17 protein-coding genes and 1 pseudogene are annotated in these 20859 nt (G+C 47.4%); 9 read left to right on the forward strand and 9 right to left on the reverse strand.

The features are described 5' to 3' along the window. Positions 1 to 32: 32 nt before the first annotated feature. Positions 33 to 2681 (forward strand): phycobilisome rod-core linker polypeptide, encoded by a 2649-nt coding sequence (locus tag SPB21_RS06040; protein ID WP_163698676.1) that lies wholly within the window; start codon positions 33 to 35, stop codon positions 2679 to 2681. Here the strand turns inward: SPB21_RS06040 and SPB21_RS06045 are convergent. Then, positions 2678 to 4498: a DUF2330 domain-containing protein gene (locus SPB21_RS06045; protein WP_499865970.1), complete on the reverse strand. Its 1821-nt coding sequence runs from the start codon at positions 4496 to 4498 to the stop codon at positions 2678 to 2680. The two genes, SPB21_RS06040 and SPB21_RS06045, sit on opposite strands and share 4 nt — an antisense overlap. A 265-nt stretch (positions 4499 to 4763) precedes the next feature. Beyond that, complete coding sequence (locus SPB21_RS06050) at positions 4764 to 5135, reverse strand: hypothetical protein (protein WP_163668269.1); 372 nt, start codon at positions 5133 to 5135, stop codon at positions 4764 to 4766. Between the two features lie 474 nt (positions 5136 to 5609). On the opposite strand from SPB21_RS06050, the gene SPB21_RS06055 reads away from it, so the two are divergent. Then, positions 5610 to 6878, forward strand: coding sequence for a M23 family metallopeptidase (locus SPB21_RS06055; RefSeq protein ID WP_499865971.1), 1269 nt, complete (start codon positions 5610 to 5612; stop codon positions 6876 to 6878). 72 nt (positions 6879 to 6950) lie between these two features. On the opposite strand, the gene SPB21_RS06060 is transcribed toward SPB21_RS06055, so the two are convergent. Beyond that, positions 6951 to 7403, reverse strand: a complete 453-nt coding sequence (locus tag SPB21_RS06060; RefSeq protein WP_163668273.1) for a hypothetical protein — start codon at positions 7401 to 7403, stop codon at positions 6951 to 6953. A 186-nt stretch (positions 7404 to 7589) separates the two neighbouring features. Continuing rightward, positions 7590 to 9641, reverse strand: a complete 2052-nt coding sequence (locus tag SPB21_RS06065; RefSeq protein WP_499865973.1) for an ABC transporter ATP-binding protein/permease — start codon at positions 9639 to 9641, stop codon at positions 7590 to 7592. A gap of 311 nt (positions 9642 to 9952) precedes the next feature. Between SPB21_RS06065 and SPB21_RS06070 the strand changes: the two genes are divergently transcribed. The 5 genes and pseudogenes from SPB21_RS06070 to SPB21_RS06090 all read left to right on the forward strand — a co-directional run bounded on the left by SPB21_RS06070 (position 9953) and on the right by SPB21_RS06090 (position 13717). Then, positions 9953 to 10132, forward strand: coding sequence for a hypothetical protein (locus SPB21_RS06070; protein ID WP_163668277.1), 180 nt, complete (start codon positions 9953 to 9955; stop codon positions 10130 to 10132). A 461-nt stretch (positions 10133 to 10593) separates the two neighbouring features. Next, positions 10594 to 11205, forward strand: coding sequence for an IS110 family transposase (locus SPB21_RS06075; RefSeq protein ID WP_499865975.1), 612 nt, complete (start codon positions 10594 to 10596; stop codon positions 11203 to 11205). A gap of 65 nt (positions 11206 to 11270) precedes the next feature. Next, the gene (locus SPB21_RS06080) at positions 11271 to 12545 is read left to right on the forward strand and encodes an ISNCY family transposase (protein WP_250564713.1); all 1275 of its coding nucleotides are present in this window, start codon (positions 11271 to 11273) and stop codon (positions 12543 to 12545) included. Between the two features lie 195 nt (positions 12546 to 12740). After that, positions 12741 to 13130, forward strand: a pseudogene (locus tag SPB21_RS06085) (transposase); the annotation flags it as partial. Between the two features lie 218 nt (positions 13131 to 13348). Continuing rightward, the gene (locus SPB21_RS06090) at positions 13349 to 13717 is read left to right on the forward strand and encodes a transposase (RefSeq protein ID WP_499865977.1); all 369 of its coding nucleotides are present in this window, start codon (positions 13349 to 13351) and stop codon (positions 13715 to 13717) included. A 27-nt stretch (positions 13718 to 13744) separates the two neighbouring features. Here the strand turns inward: SPB21_RS06090 and SPB21_RS06095 are convergent, their stop codons facing one another. Next, positions 13745 to 13933: a hypothetical protein gene (locus tag SPB21_RS06095; protein ID WP_250565099.1), complete on the reverse strand. Its 189-nt coding sequence runs from the start codon at positions 13931 to 13933 to the stop codon at positions 13745 to 13747. 209 nt (positions 13934 to 14142) lie between these two features. On the opposite strand from SPB21_RS06095, the gene SPB21_RS06100 reads away from it, so the two are divergent. Then, positions 14143 to 14934 carry an AraC family transcriptional regulator gene (locus SPB21_RS06100; protein WP_499865979.1) on the forward strand — a complete coding sequence of 264 codons (792 nt, stop codon included), beginning with the start codon at positions 14143 to 14145 and terminating at the stop codon, positions 14932 to 14934. 987 nt (positions 14935 to 15921) lie between these two features. Further along, positions 15922 to 18621: a right-handed parallel beta-helix repeat-containing protein gene (locus SPB21_RS06105; RefSeq protein ID WP_499865980.1), complete on the forward strand. Its 2700-nt coding sequence runs from the start codon at positions 15922 to 15924 to the stop codon at positions 18619 to 18621. Between the two features lie 288 nt (positions 18622 to 18909). Here the strand turns inward: SPB21_RS06105 and SPB21_RS06110 are convergent, their stop codons facing one another. From SPB21_RS06110 to SPB21_RS06125, 4 genes are all read right to left on the reverse strand, one after another. Beyond that, positions 18910 to 19176, reverse strand: coding sequence for an alpha/beta fold hydrolase (locus SPB21_RS06110; protein WP_499865982.1), 267 nt, complete (start codon positions 19174 to 19176; stop codon positions 18910 to 18912). 38 nt (positions 19177 to 19214) lie between these two features. Beyond that, positions 19215 to 19769: an alpha/beta fold hydrolase gene (locus SPB21_RS06115; RefSeq protein ID WP_499865983.1), complete on the reverse strand. Its 555-nt coding sequence runs from the start codon at positions 19767 to 19769 to the stop codon at positions 19215 to 19217. Between the two features lie 108 nt (positions 19770 to 19877). After that, complete coding sequence (locus tag SPB21_RS06120) at positions 19878 to 20402, reverse strand: hypothetical protein (protein ID WP_499868677.1); 525 nt, start codon at positions 20400 to 20402, stop codon at positions 19878 to 19880. Beyond that, complete coding sequence (locus SPB21_RS06125; RefSeq protein WP_163702192.1) at positions 20386 to 20850, reverse strand: Tse2 family ADP-ribosyltransferase toxin; 465 nt, start codon at positions 20848 to 20850, stop codon at positions 20386 to 20388. The genes SPB21_RS06120 and SPB21_RS06125 overlap by 17 nt, the downstream gene beginning before the upstream one ends. Positions 20851 to 20859: the final 9 nt, after the last annotated feature.

A 20859-nucleotide genomic window follows, 5' to 3' on the forward strand; every position in this document is an offset into this window, starting at 1 on the left:
ACGCGTTATTACAAGGGAGTCTTGGAAACAGAATGACTGTAACCGCAAGTGGTGGAAGTCCTTTGGTTCAGCCACAACTTTATCAGACCCTACCATTGGCCACAATTGTTCAGGCTGAACAACAAGACCGCTATATGGAAAGGGGTGAGCTAAGTACCCTAACTGAGTTTTTTAAGTCGGGGAAAAAGCGGCTTGCGATCGCAACCATAATCACTCAATACTCTGAACTGATTATTTCCCAGGCAGCTAACCGTATTTTTACCGGTGGTTCTCCCCTCTCGTATTTAGAAAGAGTTGAAATTGAACTCGCCCCCGAGCCTCAACTGTCAGCAGAGGCTAGCACCACAAATAGAACAGTCAACGGATACAATAAGCTTTTTGGTGGGTTTCGCGATTTCTTAACCGTTGCCGATGCACCCATACCACCTGGATTTCGCCCCATCAATATTGGTCGTTACGGACCTGAAAAAATGCAGAAATCGCTACGCGATATGAGTTGGTTTCTGCGCTATCTCACCTATGCCATTGTTGCGGGTGATCCCAATATTCTGTCTGTCAACGTGCGCGGTCTGCGGGAGATCATTGAAAATGCTTGTTCATCCGCTGCTACGATCGCTGCACTACAGATAATGCAGACAGCCAGCCTAAAGTATTTTCGCCAAGATCTGGCAGCCCAAGAAATAGTGATTCAATATTTCAATGTATTGATCAACGAATTCAAAGCGCCCGCTCCTTCGGATCAGGTTCGTCAACGATCGTCTCAGGATCTTCAAGGTCTACGGTTGCCTCAGATTTATTTCAATGCAGCAGAACGTCGACCTAAGTTTGTCATGAAGACTGATCTTTCAAGCTTTGAGAAAAGTTCAGTCATTAAGGCTGCCTACCGACAGGTATTTGAGCGCGATATCACCCGTACCTATTCTCTCCACATCTCCCACATTGAATCCAAGGTCAAAAGTGGTGAAATCACCATGAGAGAATTCATTCGCCGCCTCGCAAAGTCCCCTCTCTACCGCAAGAACTTCTTTGATCCATATATCAATAGCCGTGCCCTTGAGCTAGCGTTCAAACATCTTTTAGGGCGTGGTCCCAGTTCTCGAAAAGAGGTGCAAAAGTATTTCTCTATTGTTTCTCAAGGTGGTCTGCCCACCTTGGTGGATGCCTTGATCAATTCCCACGAGTATAGCGATTACTTTGGCGAGGAAACTGTTCCCTACCTGCGTGGTTTTGGCCAAGAAGCCCAGGAATGTAGTAATTGGGGACCTCAGCATGATCTTTTGAACTACAGTGCGCCTTTTCGCAAAGTCCCCCAGTTCATCACCACATTTGCCGCCTATGGGCAACCATTACCCGATCAGCATCCCTATGGTTCTGGCAACGATCCCCTCGAAATCCAGTTCGGAGCTATTTTCTCGAAAGAAACCCGTAACCCCAGCACTCGTCCCGCTTTCTTTAGCAAAGACACTCGCCGGATTTTAATTCACCATGGTGCCGGTATTGATAACCAAGTTAGTAATCCTAGAGATTGGCATAAACCACCCGGAACCTTAGGGCCTAAGGTATTCAAACTGGATCAAGTGCCATCTAGAAATAGCCAGAGCGTCAAGTTCTCTGAAAGCTCTACTCAGACAATTATTCGAGCTGTTTATCGTCAGGTTTTTGGCCGTGATGTGTATGCGGGTCAAGCGCTTAAGTCCGCAGAAATCCGTCTAGAGAATGGCGAGATTTGTGTCCGAGATTTTGTGAGACTCCTTGCCAAATCTGAAGTATTTCGCCGGACCTATTGGACCCCTTTATATGTCATGAAGGCAGTGGAGTATATCCATCGTCGGTTACTGGGACGTCCCACCTACGGACGTTGTGAAACCAATAAATACTTCGATATCTGTGCTAAGCAGGGATTCTATGCTTTGGTAGATGCCCTAATTGATAGTACGGAATATATCGAGGCCTTTGGCGATGATATCATTCCATACGAACGTTATATTACACCAGCAGGTCAAGCGCTGCGTGCCCTCCGGCAAGGGTCTGTTGGAGCGACAGGTCTCAAGCCACTTACCCACTACCCGGTACCTCGATTTGTAGAACTAGGGACCGTAAATTCTGTCTATGGCGAGGTTGAACTAAATCGGCGTGTTAGCCAGGGTGTGGATACTCGTCGCATTCAGACAAGAATCTTCAAGCTCACTAGCCTCGGCGACAAGATAAATATACAGTCTGTCATACAAGCCGCCTATTGCCAGATATTTGAGCGTGATATTTCTCCCTATATCGTTAAAACTGAGTTTACTTCTCTCGAAAGTAAGTTGAGTCATGGTGAAATCAACCTAAAAAAATTCATTGAAGACTTAGGTTGTTCCACTCTATATATGAAAGAATTTTATGCTCCATATCCCAACACTAAAGTAATTGAATTGGGAACAAAGCACTTTCTAGGACGTGCTCCTTTAAACCAAACAGAGATTCGGAAATATAACCAACTGCTGGCTACCCAAGGTATTCGTGGCTTCATCCAAGCCATGATTAAGACCCCAGAATATGCTGAGTTCTTCGGCAATGATACGGTTCCCTATCGTCGGTTCCCAACGCTACCGGCTGCAAACTTTCCCAACACTGAGCGGCTATATCAGCAGCTAACACGCCAGACTAGTAATAGTGTGCTCTCTAGCGTGGCCCCTTAAGTTTTAGGATTTACATAGGGTTGCAACACCTCAATTAAGGCTTCATTGTCTGATGTTTGAGCCGTCTCCCAAACCATTTGGAGTGTGGAATCGTTAACGCCAGCCGCCAGTAATTGTTCAACCGTTGTCAGATCGCTAAACCCAATGGCCCATAAGAGAATGGGCTCCCCTCGCCAACTAACGTTAGGGTCAGCCCCATTGTCCAGCAGACGTTGAATGATCTCTGGCTGATCATTTGCGATCGCATTCACCAGGGGCGTCATCCCCCTCCACTGATTACCAACAATATTCACATTGGCCCCTTGCTCAATCAGTTGTTGTACCTTGGCAAGATCATTCTCATTAATGGCTTGGTGTAGTTTAGTTTGCCCCTGCTTATCTAGCGCATTAACGCGACGATCAGCAGTCATTTTCTGCCGAATTTCTCCATTATCCCAGCCCGTCAGCATCGCCAGATTCTCAGCAGCTTGAGCCATGGTACGTTGATAGCGCCAGCGGGATATACAAACGGCAGATCCAAGCGGCCGTCTAATCACATATCTCGCCTGAAAGTCCACACCCGCCCATTCCGGGAACGAACGTCCTGCAATTCCAGGCTTTTCTGCCAGTTTCTCAAGGGTGACTTCTTGGAAGCGTAAATCTTCTGGAAAGGTGTCTGAGTTGTAGCGCACATGCAATCGAGTGATCCAGGTTTCAGGAAACTCCTCACTCCACCATACGCCCATGTCCTTTAGATCCTCTTCTGTTGGCAGTTCTTCAGGGGCCACTGCACAGGGATCACACTTAATATTTTCACCAAATATGCGGGTGGCATACTCCAAAAACACAGCATTGGCATATTTTTCATGGGTGCGTTGAAACATTGTTTCGTAAAAGTCGCCAAATTCGCTTTGAACAAAGGCTGGCAACTCATGACCAGACGGCCAACGGGGTTTAGATTCTGCATCGGTCGGCACAGGCAGCGTCTGATAATTAGCTATTTCAGCGTAGGCAGTAGGCGATAAAACATGAATAATCAAATCCTGGTCGCCCTTGGCGTTCAGAGTCCCCAAACGAATGGGTAGCATAAACTCGTCCGATTCGTAGTCCAAGACAATGGGACGTAAAAATTGTCCTCCCACTTTTTGAAATTCTCCTAGATTGACCCGCACCACAAAGAATTTCATCTCTGCATCAATGTAGGATTGCAACATTGTAGTTGCATCTGAGCTCACCTGATAATCGTTCTGTTGCAACCAGGTCACCAGGTCATCTGACTCATTAGCACTTAAAATAACAACATCATATTCTCCAACCGTAAACTCATCTTCAACGGTGACAGCGGGCATAGACTGGGTAATGGTTCGATTAGGCCCCCCTGCTTTATTCGCCTGATTGAGAAAGGAGGGTACAGCAGCCACAGCCAGAAGCGTCAGGAACAACAGTGTGATTGCCAGTGCCAGTTTGTTCAGTCTGGGCCAGATCCATGAGAGCAAAAAGAATACAATGATCGGACTAGCCAAAAAGACGATAACTCGATACCAATCGTATTCTTGTTGGCAGGGATGATCAAAATATTGAGCCAATCGCGGTGCCGTAAACGCACCCAACTTTTCTATGAGTGCACCGTCACCGACACTGACTTGATCGCGACTTGGGAGCACCGGAATTGGAACAATTCGGGCAAAGTCTTGAACATCCCCCTGGAAATCATTGGCCATCATAAAGACACTGCGATTTCCACTATGGGCGATGACAACCTGGGAAGCCGTATTTTCTAGAGTACTGTCTGCTTTAGCAACGAAGAACCCGCAGAATGCCTGCACGGGTGCAGCCATGGCAATACAGAGGCAAACGGTGACCAAAACAATCCCTAAGGGTTTCAGCCACCGGATACAGATTGTAAACAAGCGCACGAACCATGACGATGACATTTAGTGAAAAATGGCGAGTCAGCTACGTCCACTTTGCCCAAGTGAACGGGAGAACTTATCAAGCTCAGGCACACGGCAAGTGTGGCTGCAGGCTAAGAAAATCCTTGACAAAAAGGACACTAGAACAGGGTATCAATTTAGGGCGGGACGTTGTTCCAAAGATAGAAGTTTAGTTTTCATAGTACGTATGGGTTTCTAAATCACATACGTTAATGCCATATTTTTCCAGTTTGTCACCATCGGAAAATACGGCCAGAAAGTCATAGATACAGCCACGGTCACCGGACAGGGTAATAATAGTCCAATCGCCATTTTCTCGAACCGCCTCATTCCCCAGGAGATCGCCCTCCCAATCGTTAGCCACCTGGGGCGAAGCATAAAACTCCAGCATGTCGACGGACGTATCGTTGACCAGTGTAAACGCATATTCATCAGCATTGGCCCACGCCGGTGTGGCTGACGAGAGGGCTGCTAAAACTGTTAATGGACAGGCCAGAACCCTTGGGAGAGCAACAGACTGGGAGAAACGGAGCAGACTCATGGTAGTTCAACTCTGAAACGTTAATCACACAATGTCCCTATTCAACCTAGCATCGACTTAAGCGCTTTGAAGCTATAGGGCAGGAGCCTTTGTCAAAGCTTCAAGGTAGATTTCTCAGCACGTCTATCCAAGCATTAAGGACAGGATTGTTAGCTTTATTAAGCCGTTTATGCCGGTTTGAGAAGTGGCATAAAAATTATGTCATTTTTTGCTATCCCGTATCCGTATATGGGCTAGGGCGCGATACATAACTGAGAGGGCCTACATTGGCTCCATTACTAGGTATTCCTAACCTGTATCTATCGATTGCCACGTTTCAGTGGACTCCGGATATGATGATTCCTTCAGTTTATTGCTACTCTGTTATACGTAAGTCTAAATGGCTAAGTTAAACGCTAAAATTCTCAAGCTCAGCGGGCACCTAAATTAACTCTAACGATTGGCAGGGCCTCCTACTCAAATACCAATTTCGCCATGACCGCTTCTGATAAAACATTTATTCAACTAGTGCAGAACCTCCCGCTTCAAAGCTCACAGTTTTTGAGGGTTAGCACCTTTGCTGTCGTTGGTCTGTTGAGTACTCAGGCCGTCTTGGCCCAAGCTGAGATGGGGTCGGCCAGTGATTTAGCCACCCCTCAATCTGCCGTTGAAACCCCTCAAGGACAAGTTGCCCCTCCTGTTGCTCCCGCCCCCTTAGTGGTAGAGCCTGTAGCACCCAGCAGCGTTGTGCCTAGCTCCATTGAGGCTCCATCGTCTGGAGCTGTTGATTATGGCACAGTTTTTATTGAGCCAGCGCCAGCGGCTGCCCCCACCCTGGAGTCCTTGAGGACAGGCAGGCAGGCTGAGGTTTCTAACAGTGCCCCTGACGTAGAGGTGATTTCACCCGCTGACTATGGGGCTGGGCTGATTGATACCACATCCTATAGCGTGGGCGCTACGATGCCGGATGTGGTTATTTCTGAACGTTCTAGCGGCTGTGAGTTTTTGTTAGAAGGTCGCAATGGAGTGAGCAATGCTGCCTGTGGCACCGTGGGTCGGTTGGCAGGTGCGATCGCAAACCGTTTAACCCCTGGCCAAGCCCAAGGTGGCTTTGCCGGTTCTGCCATTAATATTCCAGGCCTACCGCTGCCGGGCGGCACAACCGCCGCTGCTCGGGACTATTACAATAGAGCAGCCCAAGCCGTTGTGCAGCTACAGCTGGGTGAAAAATTCATTTTTCCATTGACCGTACCTGCCTCCATATCCTCCCTCTTTGGCTGGCGGATGCACCCTATTTTTGGAGTACAGCGCTTCCACTCAGGGACTGATATTGCCGCCCCCATGGGGACATCCGTTGTTGCTACCCAGTCCGGTCGCGTCACCGTATCAGAATATTTAGGGGGTTACGGTTTAACGGTCATACTACGCCACAACGACAACAGCCTGGAGAGCCGCTATGCCCACCTGGCACAGATTTTAGTGCAGCCCGGTGAATGGGTAGAACAAGGTGAAGTGATTGGTTTGGTGGGTAGCACAGGTAACTCCACGGGGCCACACCTACACTTTGAGCTGCGCCAACTCACCAGCAATGGTTGGGTTGTGCTAAATCCAGACTCACTGGTTAAGCAAACGTTAGGCACCCTGGCGCAGGCCCTGGGTAATTCGTCGTTGCTAACCTTCTCAGGGGCTTCCACCCTTCAGCCCATTAGCGGAGAGGCTGTAGCCGACTTACCGTTCCGCCCAGCCCAGCCCCTCGCCAATTAGCCAATTAATCAGTACGCATTAGCTGTGCCCGCACATAAGCTGCGCCCGCACATAAGCTGCGACCGCATCTCCTTAAAACACAAACACGTTGCCGTTGGCCTCAACGGTCAGGTTACTGACATCCGCATCTAAATCATTGGTGGGGCGGATAATTATATCTAAGACACCGGTCGTTTCATCAAAGTTGATGGCCGTTTGTAGTAAGCCCACCCCCGTCTGGCGATCTTTCGGAATATCTTCGTAAAAGAACGTCAGGGTGGCTGGGGTGTTTAGCTGTTGCAAGGTGATGTCTGCTGTTGGTGTGAGGCGGCGAGGCTGAGTATCCCCCAATGCTTCATAGGTAATGGTGTCCGTTGTTTGATTTACCAGGCGAATGGTGATGCCGTCTTGAGCCACCGGCACTGTGGTCACAGGATCTCCCAGGGCTGGTGCCTGGGCCACCAGGGGAGTTGGATAAGCCGCGCATAGGACTAGCGTTGTTAAAACAGAGAGTGAAAGGGGCGTCCACTTCTTAATGTTCATCATTTTTTTTCGAACTGTAGTAAATATATAGCTTGAGCAAAAATAGCTTGGCGCATGTAGTTCACAGCATCAGTGATTGCTGGAAGCTATGGATGGCAGCAGCTATGGGCACAGCAAACGACTGCATGCAGTTAGCAGTTTGCCATAGGTCTGTAATTTTTGGCCTATAAAGAAATTGTATTGGGCTTTTTAGCCTTTGTGAAAAATAAATGGCGATGATACTTGTCTCTCTGAGGATTTGCGGCCATAGGCTGCCGATGACGCCACCTGCCAGGGCTGATCGCCCCTTAACTCCAGTACCCTATGGTGGTACTCCAACAACGATGGCCGGTGTCCCACGCTGACGTAGGCTGTCTCAGTTTCTGCTAGCAATTGATAGAGATGCCGCTCATTTTCAATATCTAAAGCACTGGTGGCCTCATCTAACATGACGTATCGGGGCTGAGAGAGTAGCACCCGGGCAAAGGCCAACCGTTGCTGTTGTCCTAACGATAAAACACTGAGCCAATCGTGAATTGTATCGAGACCGCCAAACCGCTCGGGTAAACCGCCCAAATTTACCTGCTCTAACACGTTTAGCAGCGTCACCTCTGGGTGCTGATAATTATGGGGATAGGTCAACTGCTCTCGCAGGGTGCCCAACAGCATGTAAGGTCGCTGGGGCAAAAACAACATATCTCGCACCTCTGGCCTTAGGATCTGACCCTGGCCATTGGTCCATAACCCTGCGATCGCACGCAATAGCGAGCTTTTACCACAACCGCTTGCCCCCACAATCAGTAGGCGGTCGTTTGCCCCTACCTGTAGAGACAAATCTTGGACCAGGGTCTGGCTAGAATTGGGTGTCAAAATCGTCAGCTTTTCCAACGTCAATTGAGCATCAATATGCGTCTGAATCTCACTGCGATGTTCGTGCTGATGGGCAACATAGGGCTGCTCCATGTGCCCATAGAAAGCCCCAAGCCGATTGATGCTGGCGGCAAATTCGGCAATCTCGTCAATACGGTTAGTAATTAGCGACAGCGCCCGCAGCACCTGATTAAAGGCAATAGCTGCCTGGGTGAAGGTGCCAAAATCGGTTTCCCCTGCAAAATACAACGGCGCAACAATCACATAGGGAACAATCCGGGTGAAATAGTTGTATCCATACTGGAATATGTCAATTAAGGATTGCCAAATAATCAACAAGTCAAAGTTACGGACGGCTGTTAGCAGACGCTGGGTGACCTGTTCTCTCTCTAGTTGCTCACCCCGATAAAAGGCAATGGATTCAGCATTGTCTCGCACATGCACCATGCTGTAGCGAAAGTCGGCTTCAAGGCGGAGCTGATCGTAGTTGATTTTGATCAGGCGACGACCGGTGAGGGCTGCGATCGCAGTTCCCACAATGGCATACACCAGTAGCCCAATGGTCAGCGGCTTAGAAATGGTATAGAGAATGGTAGTAAAAGCAACTAGCGTCAGCACCGAGTCTAAAATATCGAGCAAAAACGATAACGTAACCGCTGTAAACGACTTAATATCCTGGGTAATCCGCTGATCTGGGTTATCAATTTCCGTATTGGCGGCATTCGAATCTAACTCATAGTAAGCACGATTGCTAAAATAGCGCTCCAAGAAATGTTCCGTTAACCACATACGCCAGCGCAATGCCAGCTTCAGGCGTACATAGCGGTACAACACAATAATTGGAATAACCGCCACAATAATCACGCCATATACAGACAGAAATTGCCAAAACGTATTGGCATCCTGCTGATTTAGGGCATTTTCTACAAATCTAAAAACATAGCTAATGGAGACATTGATGCCGTTGACTATAAACGACAACAATAATAAAAGACCGAGCAAACTCCATTGGGACCATCGCTGTTGCAAGCCGCGCCTCAACCGATACGCAACTGCACCCCCTATGGCTAGAGTTGCCACGGCCCCATAGGGCATCCAAGACAACAATAACGCCATCACTTGCGCCACCAGTTGTCCAGCCAAAGTAGTAAAAAAGTCAGGAAATAGCGCTCTGCCCAGTAAAGTCAAACCGACTGTGAGCCAAAACGCAACAGCGACTACAACGAATAACAACAATAATAATAGCCCCAGATAGACTCTAGTTTGTCTGGGGCCAGTGGGATAAAAATAGGGTTGGGCAATGGCCACAAATCGTTCCCACAGTTGGCGGTTAAACTGAAAGCGACTGGGGGTGGCACCCAGTGGCAATGAAGATGACGATGGGTCTTGCATGTTAGCAATCTAGTAACAAGGTGCTCCAAAGGATGGCAGAGTTATCTGAAGAATTTCTGACAAAATGCTGAGATAACTGTAAATACTGCTTTAAAATGGCTGAGTTTATCCGGTGACAAGGGTCACTACCAAGGATGATTTCTATGAGAAGAGTCTCAGCAAACCTATGCCATTTTGTCATTCACTTCTAAGCAACCATTAAAACTACAGCGATGGAGCCTGGATAAAGTAATACCCATGAAAGGAAAAGCGTTCATTGTGTTTCTCCTTTCACAGCTCGTAACTGTCCTAATTTTTTTGAGGCATGCACCATGACAGATCAAACTAAGAACACCCAGGCCGATGAGCAAATCTCTGATGAGCAGCTGACAGATGTTTCTGGTGGCAACAGCGTACATCAAAGACGCTTAGAGCATTTGGATAACCAGTCTAAGAGTGTTAAAGATATCCAGGAGACTCGCCTGGAGCACCTAGACAATCAAAGCAAATAGAGACAAGTAAACGGTTTGAATAAAACCTAAATGGTTGATGTAGGGGCTCCCCTTGTGGGTGCCCTTTTGTTATTCAGATACCTTGTTATCTCTATATAAATCCACCATGCCCAAAGATATTCAAAATGGTCAACATAATACTGAATCTATACAGAAAACGTAGGGGCTCCCCTTGTATGTTTAGAGGGGTAGCAGGAGACCGTCATCCCCTAGAACCGATGAGCAAATGTTAAGAACGGGTTTGTTTAGGAGTCTACTCAAATACGCTAAGCGTAGTAGCACTAGACCAGGTCCTCCCGTTCATGATAGCTCATCATAGTCCGACCGCAAGCAAGGTTACCGCTACTATTCATCGAACTGAGAGCTCGAAAAAATCGCCAGGTTCCCATGGGAGACCGGATCACGCAAGGTAGAGTGCAGTGGATGGAGCCTCAATACCGTACTCCTTTAGGAGAGATCATATGACGACATCAGCTAAGGTAACTCCGGTGAATTGGATAGGCATAGACGTCAGCAAAGACAAGCTGGATGTGTATGACCTGAGCGCAGAAACGTATTGCTCATACAGCAACGATGCGGCAGGTATCGAAGCGCTGAGGCAAAAGGTATTAGAACGACCGGATCCAGCCGTTGTCTGCGAAGCCACAGGCGGCCACGAGGCACGAATGGCGCTGAGGCTACATCAGCATGACATCCGAGTAAGCGTGGTCAACCCACGTCCGGTCAGAGACTTAGCCAGAGCCCTGAGTAAGCTGGCTAAGACCGACCCGATTGATGCCTATGTGATTGCCAAGTACGGTGAGGTGACCGAGCCTGCCGCGACAGTCTTTGCCTCTGCCGCCGAAAGCGAGCTAAAGCAGTGGGTCACGCGTCGGCAGCAGTTAGTTGAGATTCTAAGCGCGGAGAAGAACCGTCGGACACTGTTGGTGAAGGGTGCAGCCAGAGACAGCAATTCCAAATTCCGACTTAAGAACAGGTGTCTGTGTCCTGGAGCTAGCAATCGAGTTGTGCACAGCGTGCCCCTATCCGATACAGTCAATTCATTCGAATGGGTCTTGCCCTTGGCAAGATAGTCGTCATGGTCTCAAGTGTGCTCGGATTCGACAGTGTGCTCGGAAGTCTGACCTCATGCATAGGAATGATGAAGGATGGACGTCAGCCTAGTAACGCGACTCGTTATAGCCTTCAAGATGCGGTCTTAGGAGCATTTAGTGCGTTTTTCATGCAAAGCCCGTCATTCTTAGAGTACCAACGACAGTTGCAAAGCCGTCATGGTCAAGACAATGCCCAGAGTCTATTTGGCTTGACCAACATTCCGAGTGTCGAACAAATTCGTAATATTCTCGACCCGCTTCCTGCGAGGGGGCTATCGGGTGTGTTCATCTTGAATTATCAGGATTTAGAGAAACAGGGATATCTGCGTGGGTTTGAGGTACTTGGCAAGCATCTATTGGTCACCCTAGATGGAACCCAATACTACAGTTCGCATGAGGTAAGTTGTCCGTGTTGTTCAATCCAGACGCATCGCAATGGCCAGGTCACCTACAGTCATAAAGCTATCTTGCCAGTGGTGGTGTCGCCGAGCCAATCATCGGTGATTTCGTTGTCCCCTGAATTTATTTATCCTCAAGATGGTCATGAGAAGCAAGATTGTGAGCAGGCTGCAGCTAAGCGTTGGATAGCGACTCATGGACAGATGTTCGCTCAGCGAGATGTGATTTTGCTCGGCGATGATCTATACAGTCGTCTACCGATGTGTGAAACAGTCCTAGCTCAGGGAATGAGTTTCATCTTCGTGTGTTTACCGGAGTCGCATCCAGTGCTCTACGATTGGATTGAGTTCAATGCGGCCAAGGGTCAGGTCAAAACCATCGAGAAAACGCGAACTCAGGGTAAGGAGAACGTCCACTATCGGTACCGATATTTAACCGATGTTCCATTAGGTGGCACCCCGTCGGACCGGGTACTGAATTGGTGTGAGGTCACCGTCACTCGACAACGAGACGGCAAGCGACTCTATCACAACAGTTGGATCACTCCACTAGAGCTCAATACCCCGCAGCAGGTCATTGCTGTAGTTGAGGCGGCTCGCAGTCGTTGGAAAACTGAAAACGAAAACCACAATGTCCTCAAAACGAAGGGCTATCATTTAGAGCACAATTTTGGCCATGGGCAACAGCATCTAGCCTCGTTCTTATTGACCCTAAATCTGTTAGCATTCCTGTTTCATACCATCTTGGGATATGTAGACGAACGCTATCAACGAATTCGACAGATTCGAGGTACCCGAAAAGGCTTTTTTCAAGATATTGTCGCCTTGACCAAGTACCTCTGGTTTGAGAGTTGGAACGCATTGATTGAGTTCATGCTCGATGATACCAAGCCGACGGGTCCCTTTCGAAATACCTCTTGATTCTCATCGTGACTGACATCCTCAACAGGAGTCTCTCTTACATACCACTCCTGTCCGTACATTGGAATTTGGAATTGCTGAGCCAGAGATGAAGTGAGTGAGCATATCGACTGGTTAGAAAAGAAGATAAAACAACTTGATGAGAAAATAGCAGACCTTAGCGATTCAGTCTCTGAGTGGAAAGCGCGCAAGTCTATTTTGCGTTCGCCCAAAGGCATTGGCCCGCTAATTTCGGCAAGCTTTCTAGTGTTGTTGCCGGAGCTCGGTACGCTCAATCGGCGACAGATTGCAGCGTTGGTCGGTGTTGCGCCCTTTAATCGAGACAGCGGTCGCTTTCAGGGACAGCGACGTATTTGGGGCGGTCGAGGCGCGGTGCGGGCGCTGCTATACATGGCCACTTTATCAGCGCTGAAGTGCAATCCACCGATTCGTGCCTTCTATCAACAGCTACTGGCCAGAGGGAAAGCTAAGAAAGTGGCGATTATTGCGTGTATGAGAAAGTTTATCATCTGTTTGAACGCAATGGTCAAGAAGAATGAACCCTGGGATGACAACAAAGTCACAGCATTCTTCCAAACGACCTAGTTTCAATGGTCACAGCGCTTTTTTCTGTGCAAATGTAGAACCTTTTTCTGATCAATTTAGATGAGTTGTTGCTCCTTTTTAACACTAGAAAAGAGAGAATAGAGGAGTGTGATTGATTTTCAACATTTGCCGTCAAAAAGACGGTGAGAACCCACTGTTGCAACGCTGTATTCTCACGTTTTTTCAATAACCGCCCTTGACAGCAAACATAATCGCTTGTGGGTGCCCTGGACAACCTATGCCATAATCCAGCATCCCTATCAAATCTATCCTGCAATAACGTTACCCATAGCGGATCGATATTAGGCGACAATGATCGCAGGGCAGGTACAAGGCCAGCCCCTACAGAAAAAATCACGTTGGGACATATTGTTGGCGCATTCAAATCCATTACGACCCACGGTTATATTACCGGGGTACATCACCAGGATTGGGAACCTTTCCATCAACGCCTGTGGCAACGAAATTATTACGAACACATTATCCGTGACAACGAGGCGCTACAAACACTGCGACACTATATTGTACTGAATCCTAAAACTTGGAAAAACGATCAGCTCTATCCTATCGTGGAGATCTCATGGTGATGTTTTCCACATCTGTCTCCTCTATTTCTATGCCGAAAATACATGCTTGCGGCGACCGATTAGCTGGTAAAGCCGCCAGCTGAAGAGGATAGCCACGGCTGCGATCGCAACCGACTGTCCGATCCATAGTCCCCGACTGCCCATCCCAAACTGGAAGCCAAGCACATAGCCCACCGATAGCCCAACGCCCCAGTAGCCCAGCATATTCAGCAGCATGGGTACTTGAGTATCCTGGAGACCTTGCAGAGAACCGTAGATAGCTTTCTGATTGAAACTTGCGTATTTATCAGAATCTTGCGGCCAATTTTTGAAAAAGTCTTAAACGTCTTATGGCAAAGGCAACTCAGCATAACAGTAGCCCTCTGAGCAGCTCTGGACCTAAACCGATTGCTTCGAGCCAAACCCTGGGCTGGTAGCCGTTATTGGTGGAAGAATTTCAGGAACCGCCCGGTGGCACAGACCTGCTAGAAGGGGAACGACATGCTATTGCCCTCTGCTTGGCCCCCCGCCCCCACCGTATTCATCAGGTGGTGGGCGACCGCCGGTATACGGGGCTCTATGCCAAAGGAGACATTTCTATTATCCCAGCTCAGATCCCAGCGTCCTATCGAGCTGAGGGGGACGATCACTATTTTCATGTGCAAATTCCGGCACAGTTTCTGCAGTTCGTGGCCCAATCTGTCGTAGAGCTTGACCCAGCTCGATTGGAACTCCGCACAGTATTTTGTATGCGCGATCCTCAGCTTGAACAAGTTTTGATGCTGTTACGTAGCGAGATGCATAAGGGTGATGGCTGGGTGGGGCAACTTTATGTGGAATCGCTGGCGAATGTGTTAGCGATCAATTTGCTCCGTGAGTATTCTGCTGATCAGCCTCGCGTTGCTTTGTATAAGGGAGACTTAGGCGATCGCAAGATTTTGCAAATTTCAGACTACATTCAGGCTCATCTCGATCGGTCGATTCAATTGGCAGACCTGGCTGAGGTAGCCGGTATGAGTCAGTTTCACTTCAGCCGCTTGTTTAAGCAGTCGATGGGCATCACCCCCCATCAGTATATGCTTAAGCAGCGGGTAGAGCAGGCTCAACAGTTATTAAAAGGAACAAAACTTGCGATCGCAGAAATTGCCCTGCAATGTGGGTTCAATAGCCAAAGTCACTTGACCAAACATTTTCGAGAAGCTACTGGAATAACTCCTAGTCGTTATCGAAAAAGCTAAGATTGCAACAAAATAACTGATGCGATGCTAATGCGATTTAAGGTCGCATAGCGGTTTGGACTTCAGGAGCTTCTTTCGAATGAAAGTTTAACTTGTTCCGAAAGCCTTTCTCCCCATCCGACAGCTTTGAATATATCGGACACTTCGTTCGCTCCTGCACAGGGTTAGGCGTCAAGGCCAGAAGCTTTGTCCGTGTCCGCCTTAGAATTAACCTGGGATCTCCTGCGTCAAGGAAGTTATGAGCAGGGCGCGATCCTCAAAAATTATGGGTGAGACATTGAAGCTGCAGCAAGGCCTGACCCTTACGCTTGCTAGCTTTTAGGTCAATTTAAATATTTTTCATCCAAATCGCCCCCTCATTCGTATTGATAGTCAAGTAGGTAAATATTGATTGATATGAGGAGATTCACGTTGAACATCAAGGATTGGTTTATAGATCGCTTGCTTTGTGGTGGTTTGTCTAATCTAAATATAAAAAGTTCGACAAGTGCTAAAAATTAAAGTCATCTAAGTTTAACTGTTATTCGTATCCATAACTGACAACCAATTGTGTTCTTATCTAGCTTTATGCATACGTGAGATTTTCGCGTATGGAATTGCCATTGAAAAGCAACTGCTTTTTATTTGCTGTGCTCTACCTAAAAAAGAATATTTAAAACAACACTTAAACGCCTTCATCAGAGGCGTTTAAGTGTGTCAATGCTCTCTTTCTTTAGCCTGTCCAGCAAGAAAGATCTATCGATTAAGTTCTTCTCACCTTGGATTTCAAAAACAATTTTTCCATGGTTTCTGGAATCCAAACAACATAACTGGAAGTAACCTTCTGCGTGGCTCTTTAAGGACCTAAACACATCTAAAGAGCGCACCAATTCATTTAAACCAAACTCAATTTCAAGCCCGAGAGTTTTCTTCGGAGAAGACGCTGGTTTTGATGTGGCCAAGGTTCAACCATTTATAGCTCACAACAATTTACGACAGGAAAATCCCATGACAGTCAATGGTGTTACCATTATCCCCACACAGGATGCTAAAAATCTATCTCGTCTCTCGAAATGTTTTCAAAAGCTACGGATTACTGGCAATAAAGGTGTTAAGCTATGCCTGAGTTCTTGCTTATCTTTAGCGAGTATATTGGCCATTTCAGCTGAAGCGATGGCGCAACCTCTCCCTGGGAGAATCGCCACACCGGTTTCCATTGATGAGATCGCTCAAACTCAGACTAGTCAAGCTCAGACTGCCCAGTCCACTACCCCAGAAACAATCCCAACAGAGACAGGAGCTGCTGCGCTTCGTCTGCAACCCTTCTTCAATGTCAACTACAACGAAGGTGCTGGCTTCAAGGGCTTTAGTAGCTTTGGTGGTTTTCTCCCGCTGTTTCAAACACCGGGGCAAAATGTTACCTTTATTGATGGTCGTGTGAGCGTAGATAATACCGGCGACTTTGGCGGTGGCTTGCAAGCTGGCTACCGAGCCCTGCTAAACGACAGCACAATATGGGGGATCTATGCTGGGCTAGATGCTCGCAGTACGGGCGAGCGTACCTTTACCCAGGTGGGCATTGGCACTGAGCTACTAGGAGAGAACTGGGACTTAACGTTCAATGCCAACCTTCCGGATAATGCCCGTCAGGTCATTGCCACCGAAACCCAGGTCATAAACCCTCAGTTTGTCGGTAATCAATTGTTGTTTGATGAGCAGCGAGTTGACCAGGTGCAAGCTGCCGTGACCACCGTGTCACTCGACAGTGGCCTTGAGCTGTTTGACTTTGGTGAAAGGAGTAGCTTGTGGGGGCGAGGCGGTGTGTATTATTTGGGTGGAGAAGCCTCTCAAACTAGTTTAGGTATTCGAGCCTCGCTAGACTACCGCATTCAAAACAACTTGCGTGTTGGTCTAGGCGTTCAGAATGACGGTGTATTTGGCACGAACGCGGTCTTTTCAGTGAGTGCGTTGTTAGGAGCCCCAACAAAACGTCCATCTGATACGGAAGAAAATTCACAAGCGCGGCTGTGGGCCAGAGCAGGAGAACCCATTGCGCGGACCAACACTGTTTTGGTAGAGGAACGAACGGATGTCTCGATTCTCGAAGCTGCCTTTGTTGCTATAAACCCAGATACGAACCAGGCGTTTGTTTTCCATCATGTCGGCCCGACTACAGGGGCAGCCACAGCGACGGGTACCTTTGAAGCGCCGCTTGATACCATTGCCAATGCCACTACTATTGCCACAGCTAACGCCGACAACATTATTTATGTGCAGGCGGGTGATGCAGGCGGTGCCTTTACACTGCCAGATGGGGTAGACGTGCGCTCAGTCGGGCCTACACAATTGTTAAATACTCAGTTTGGGGAAGTGATATTGCCAGGCTCTGGCAGCGGCAACTTACCGACCGTTAGCGGCACTGCAACAATCGGCAACAACACATTAGTTTCGGGTCTGGCGATTGATCCGGCTGGGGCAGATGGCATTGTGGCTAATGGTGAGGGTATTGCGATTGAAGATAATATAATTACCAATGCCAATGTCGGCATTAACCTGCCTGATATTGATGGCACCGTGGCGATTGTTCGCAATCAAATCTCGACTACAACTGACGATGGCATCTTCTTTGGTGGCATTAACGGAACAGATAATGCAACGGTTACCGTCGCCAATAATACCTTGAACACAATTGGTGCAGCGGGCATTGAATTTGGCCTCATTGAGGGAGACGCCACCGCCAATATCACGGTGGAAAACAATCAAATTACGGATGCTCAACTCGACAATATTTTCTTTGATGACATTGAGGTCAATGCGGTTGCCACGATTACAGTCTCAGACAATGTGATTGATGCAGGAAATGTGGATCCGCTGATCGCAGGGGGGGATGGTATAGAAGTTGATAACATTGAAAATAATGCCAATGCCACCATTACCGTCGCCAATAACCAAATTAGCAATGTAGCGTTTGAGGGTATTGAGTTTGGTGACATTGAAAATGATGCGATCGCAAATATCACCGTTGAAAACAATCAAATTCTTAGTGATGAAACAGGGATTGAGTTTGACAGTATTGAAAACCGGGCTAACGCCACCATTACTGTAACCGGCAATACGATTACGGTGGCGAATGAAGAAGGCATTATCTTTGATGACATTGAAAACGATACCGTATCTAATATCACCATTGCAGAGAACACTATTCTCGGCGCGGCAACGCAAGGCATAGAATTTGACATTATCGAAGATAATGCCAATGCCACGATTACCGTCACCAACAATCAAATCTCGGACGTAGGGGAAGAGGGCATTTTCTTTAATGATATTCAAGAAAATGCCACAGCAGCGATTACAGTGACTGGTAATACCATCACCAATGCAGGTGATGACGGGATTGAACTCACCTTAATTGAAGACAATGCCAACGTCACTGCGACGGTGACCGACAATACGATTACCAATCCTGGCGCTAATGGTGTTCGAATCGAGCACACGGCTGATACAGACCTCTGCCTGGCACTCGATAACAACAGTGTTACTAATCCTGGCGGCGATGGCTTTGAATTGGTGAGCAATGGGGCCGGTCAGTTTCAAGTGCTTGACCAGGCAAATGTTACCGCAAGGAATGTTGGCACCTTTAACCCCAACGATATTGCCACCAATGCGGCCTTTGTAGAAGGTACGGCGGGAGTCGCTCCTTGCCCCTAACGGTTGTTTTCGTGAGGCCTGGTTACACAAGATACACCGCGTCCAGATCCACAGTTTTTCCTTAAGCTAAAAATCCGGGTTTCAAATTGGACGTGGTTTAGCCACAAATCAGCTTTTTCTACTCTTCTTGAATGCCGCCTTTCGCTCTATTTAATGGAAAAATATAGCTTCTCGAAGTGCTTCAATAATGTTTTGCTGTTGTATTTGCTCTAAATACTCAATAGCCTTTATTACAATCTGAAAATCGCCATATCTTAATCCGAAGTGTTCGTAACAAATACAAAGTTCTCATTCACTTAGGAGCGCTTTGGCGATCGATTCAATCTGATTCACCACCACTGAGATATGTCCTTCATTTGGATACATTACTAGCTTAGTCGTCGGGAGAGTCGCAGCAATCTGCTTTACCAGATCAAGTGGAACGTTCCTATCCTCTTCACCATAGAACAATGTTAGCGGCATCCGAATTTCATCTAAACTAAAGTCCCACTTCCTGAAGTAAAGCTGAAGATCCCAGGCAGTTCCTCGTGTTCCTGAACGAAGTCCCTCATTCAAAATTTCACAGCTTTGCTTTATTTGACCTGGCGATTTTATCACCGCATAATCTGCTGCTGGAAGTCTTTTTTTAAGGTTTTTAATAGTTTGTCTGGAGGGGCATTAAGCGATCGCTGTGTTAATCTCATTGAGACTTGATAGAGCCAGGGAAAATACTTGATTAAAAACAAATCCCAACGCTTGTATTTCAGCAAATCCGCAGCGGTAAATTCCCATGCGCCTGAGACGATAACGGCTGAATATAATCGATGAGGAATCTTTGCAGCACAGGCAGCAGTATAACCTCCTCCCGACGAAACACCCAACACTGAAAATTTATCTAGCCCCAAAGTATCGGCAAGAAATATAACGTCCTTAGTCCAATCAGAAAATCCGCGATTCGGTTGAAAGTTTGATTGCCCTATGCCCGGTCGGTCTGGCGCAATCAGTCGTAGGCCTAATCGAATAAATACTTCATCGCCTAACAACAACGGCTCTAAACGAGAAGCTCCGCCACCATGAAAGTAAAGAACGGGATGCCCGTTAGGGTTGCCGTACTCTGCATAGGCTAATCGCCGGTTGTCAGGTAGAGTTAGCAAATTTGTTGTCTTCATCGTGACTTTTTTCAATTGGGTGCTAAGTTTAGTATCTTATCGTTTTGGAGTTCACGTCCTTCAACTTTGCAGGCTAACATTTGAGTTAGCTAGGTTGAGCAGACACCATTATGCAGCTAGCAAACGACTCATCTGTTCTTTCAGTAATGGAGATACTGTCAAAGGCTTGTAAGTTTCACCTTCGTAGGGCTGCCAAACATAGCCTGAACTAAACGCTCTAAATACAGATGGTGAACTAAGTGACTGCCAAATACTCTCGGATAAAACCAACCCTGGCATACTCAGGGTAGATGACTCATCTAGTAATTCATCAAACGTTCTGAATTCATCAACTTCAAGTCCGACTAGCGCGTAACGAAAGGTTGGAGCAGACTGCAAATGTTGATAAAGCAAAATACCTAGCTCTGTCATTAAGTAAGCTGAGTCCGGTGCCTCAATACCTACTTCGCTTATGCCATCAGGACATATTCGGCACCACCAGTTTCCATTAATGTCTTGAAAAACAGTGGGACAGCACTGGGATTGAGAACCATTTGATAGAGACCATGAAACAGTCTCAAAATGCTGAGCGAATTGCTCTGCCGTGTTCTGATTTGAGCCACATTCCGCCGATAGACTAAATACCCACGCCATCATCAATCACCTTTTGCCAATAGTTCTGAGTTTTTGCTAATGCTTCCTCATACCGTTCTAATAGCATTGTAACCCTTGGCATAATGCTGACATGGGTAGCGCTGTCTTGGATGGCTTCTAAATCTCCATTAATGTGCTTGCTGTCAATTTGCCATAATGGATCTCTACCTGTTCCTCCGAAAGCCTTCGGTTTCCGAAAAGGCGGTAGTCCTTCAATAGATAGCGATGTGGACATGCCTTTTGTATGTCGGATGGCGACTTCCACTTCTACACCTGAATCATTTCGTTCCGCCTCAAGATACAAATAACCTTGAGCATCTAGCCAACCTTGCAGCATATGAGACACATCAATATCCAATCCAGGTCTCACGCCTAGAAGACGAGCGCTACGACCTATTTTTGGTTTGCCATTCGTCGCTGCCATACCTCGATAGTAAAGCCGTGCCATCGGGTTACC

This window comes from Leptothoe sp. ISB3NOV94-8A (assembly GCF_043421595.1).
Taxonomy (GTDB): Bacteria; Cyanobacteriota; Cyanobacteriia; order Phormidesmidales; family Phormidesmidaceae; genus Leptothoe; species Leptothoe turfae.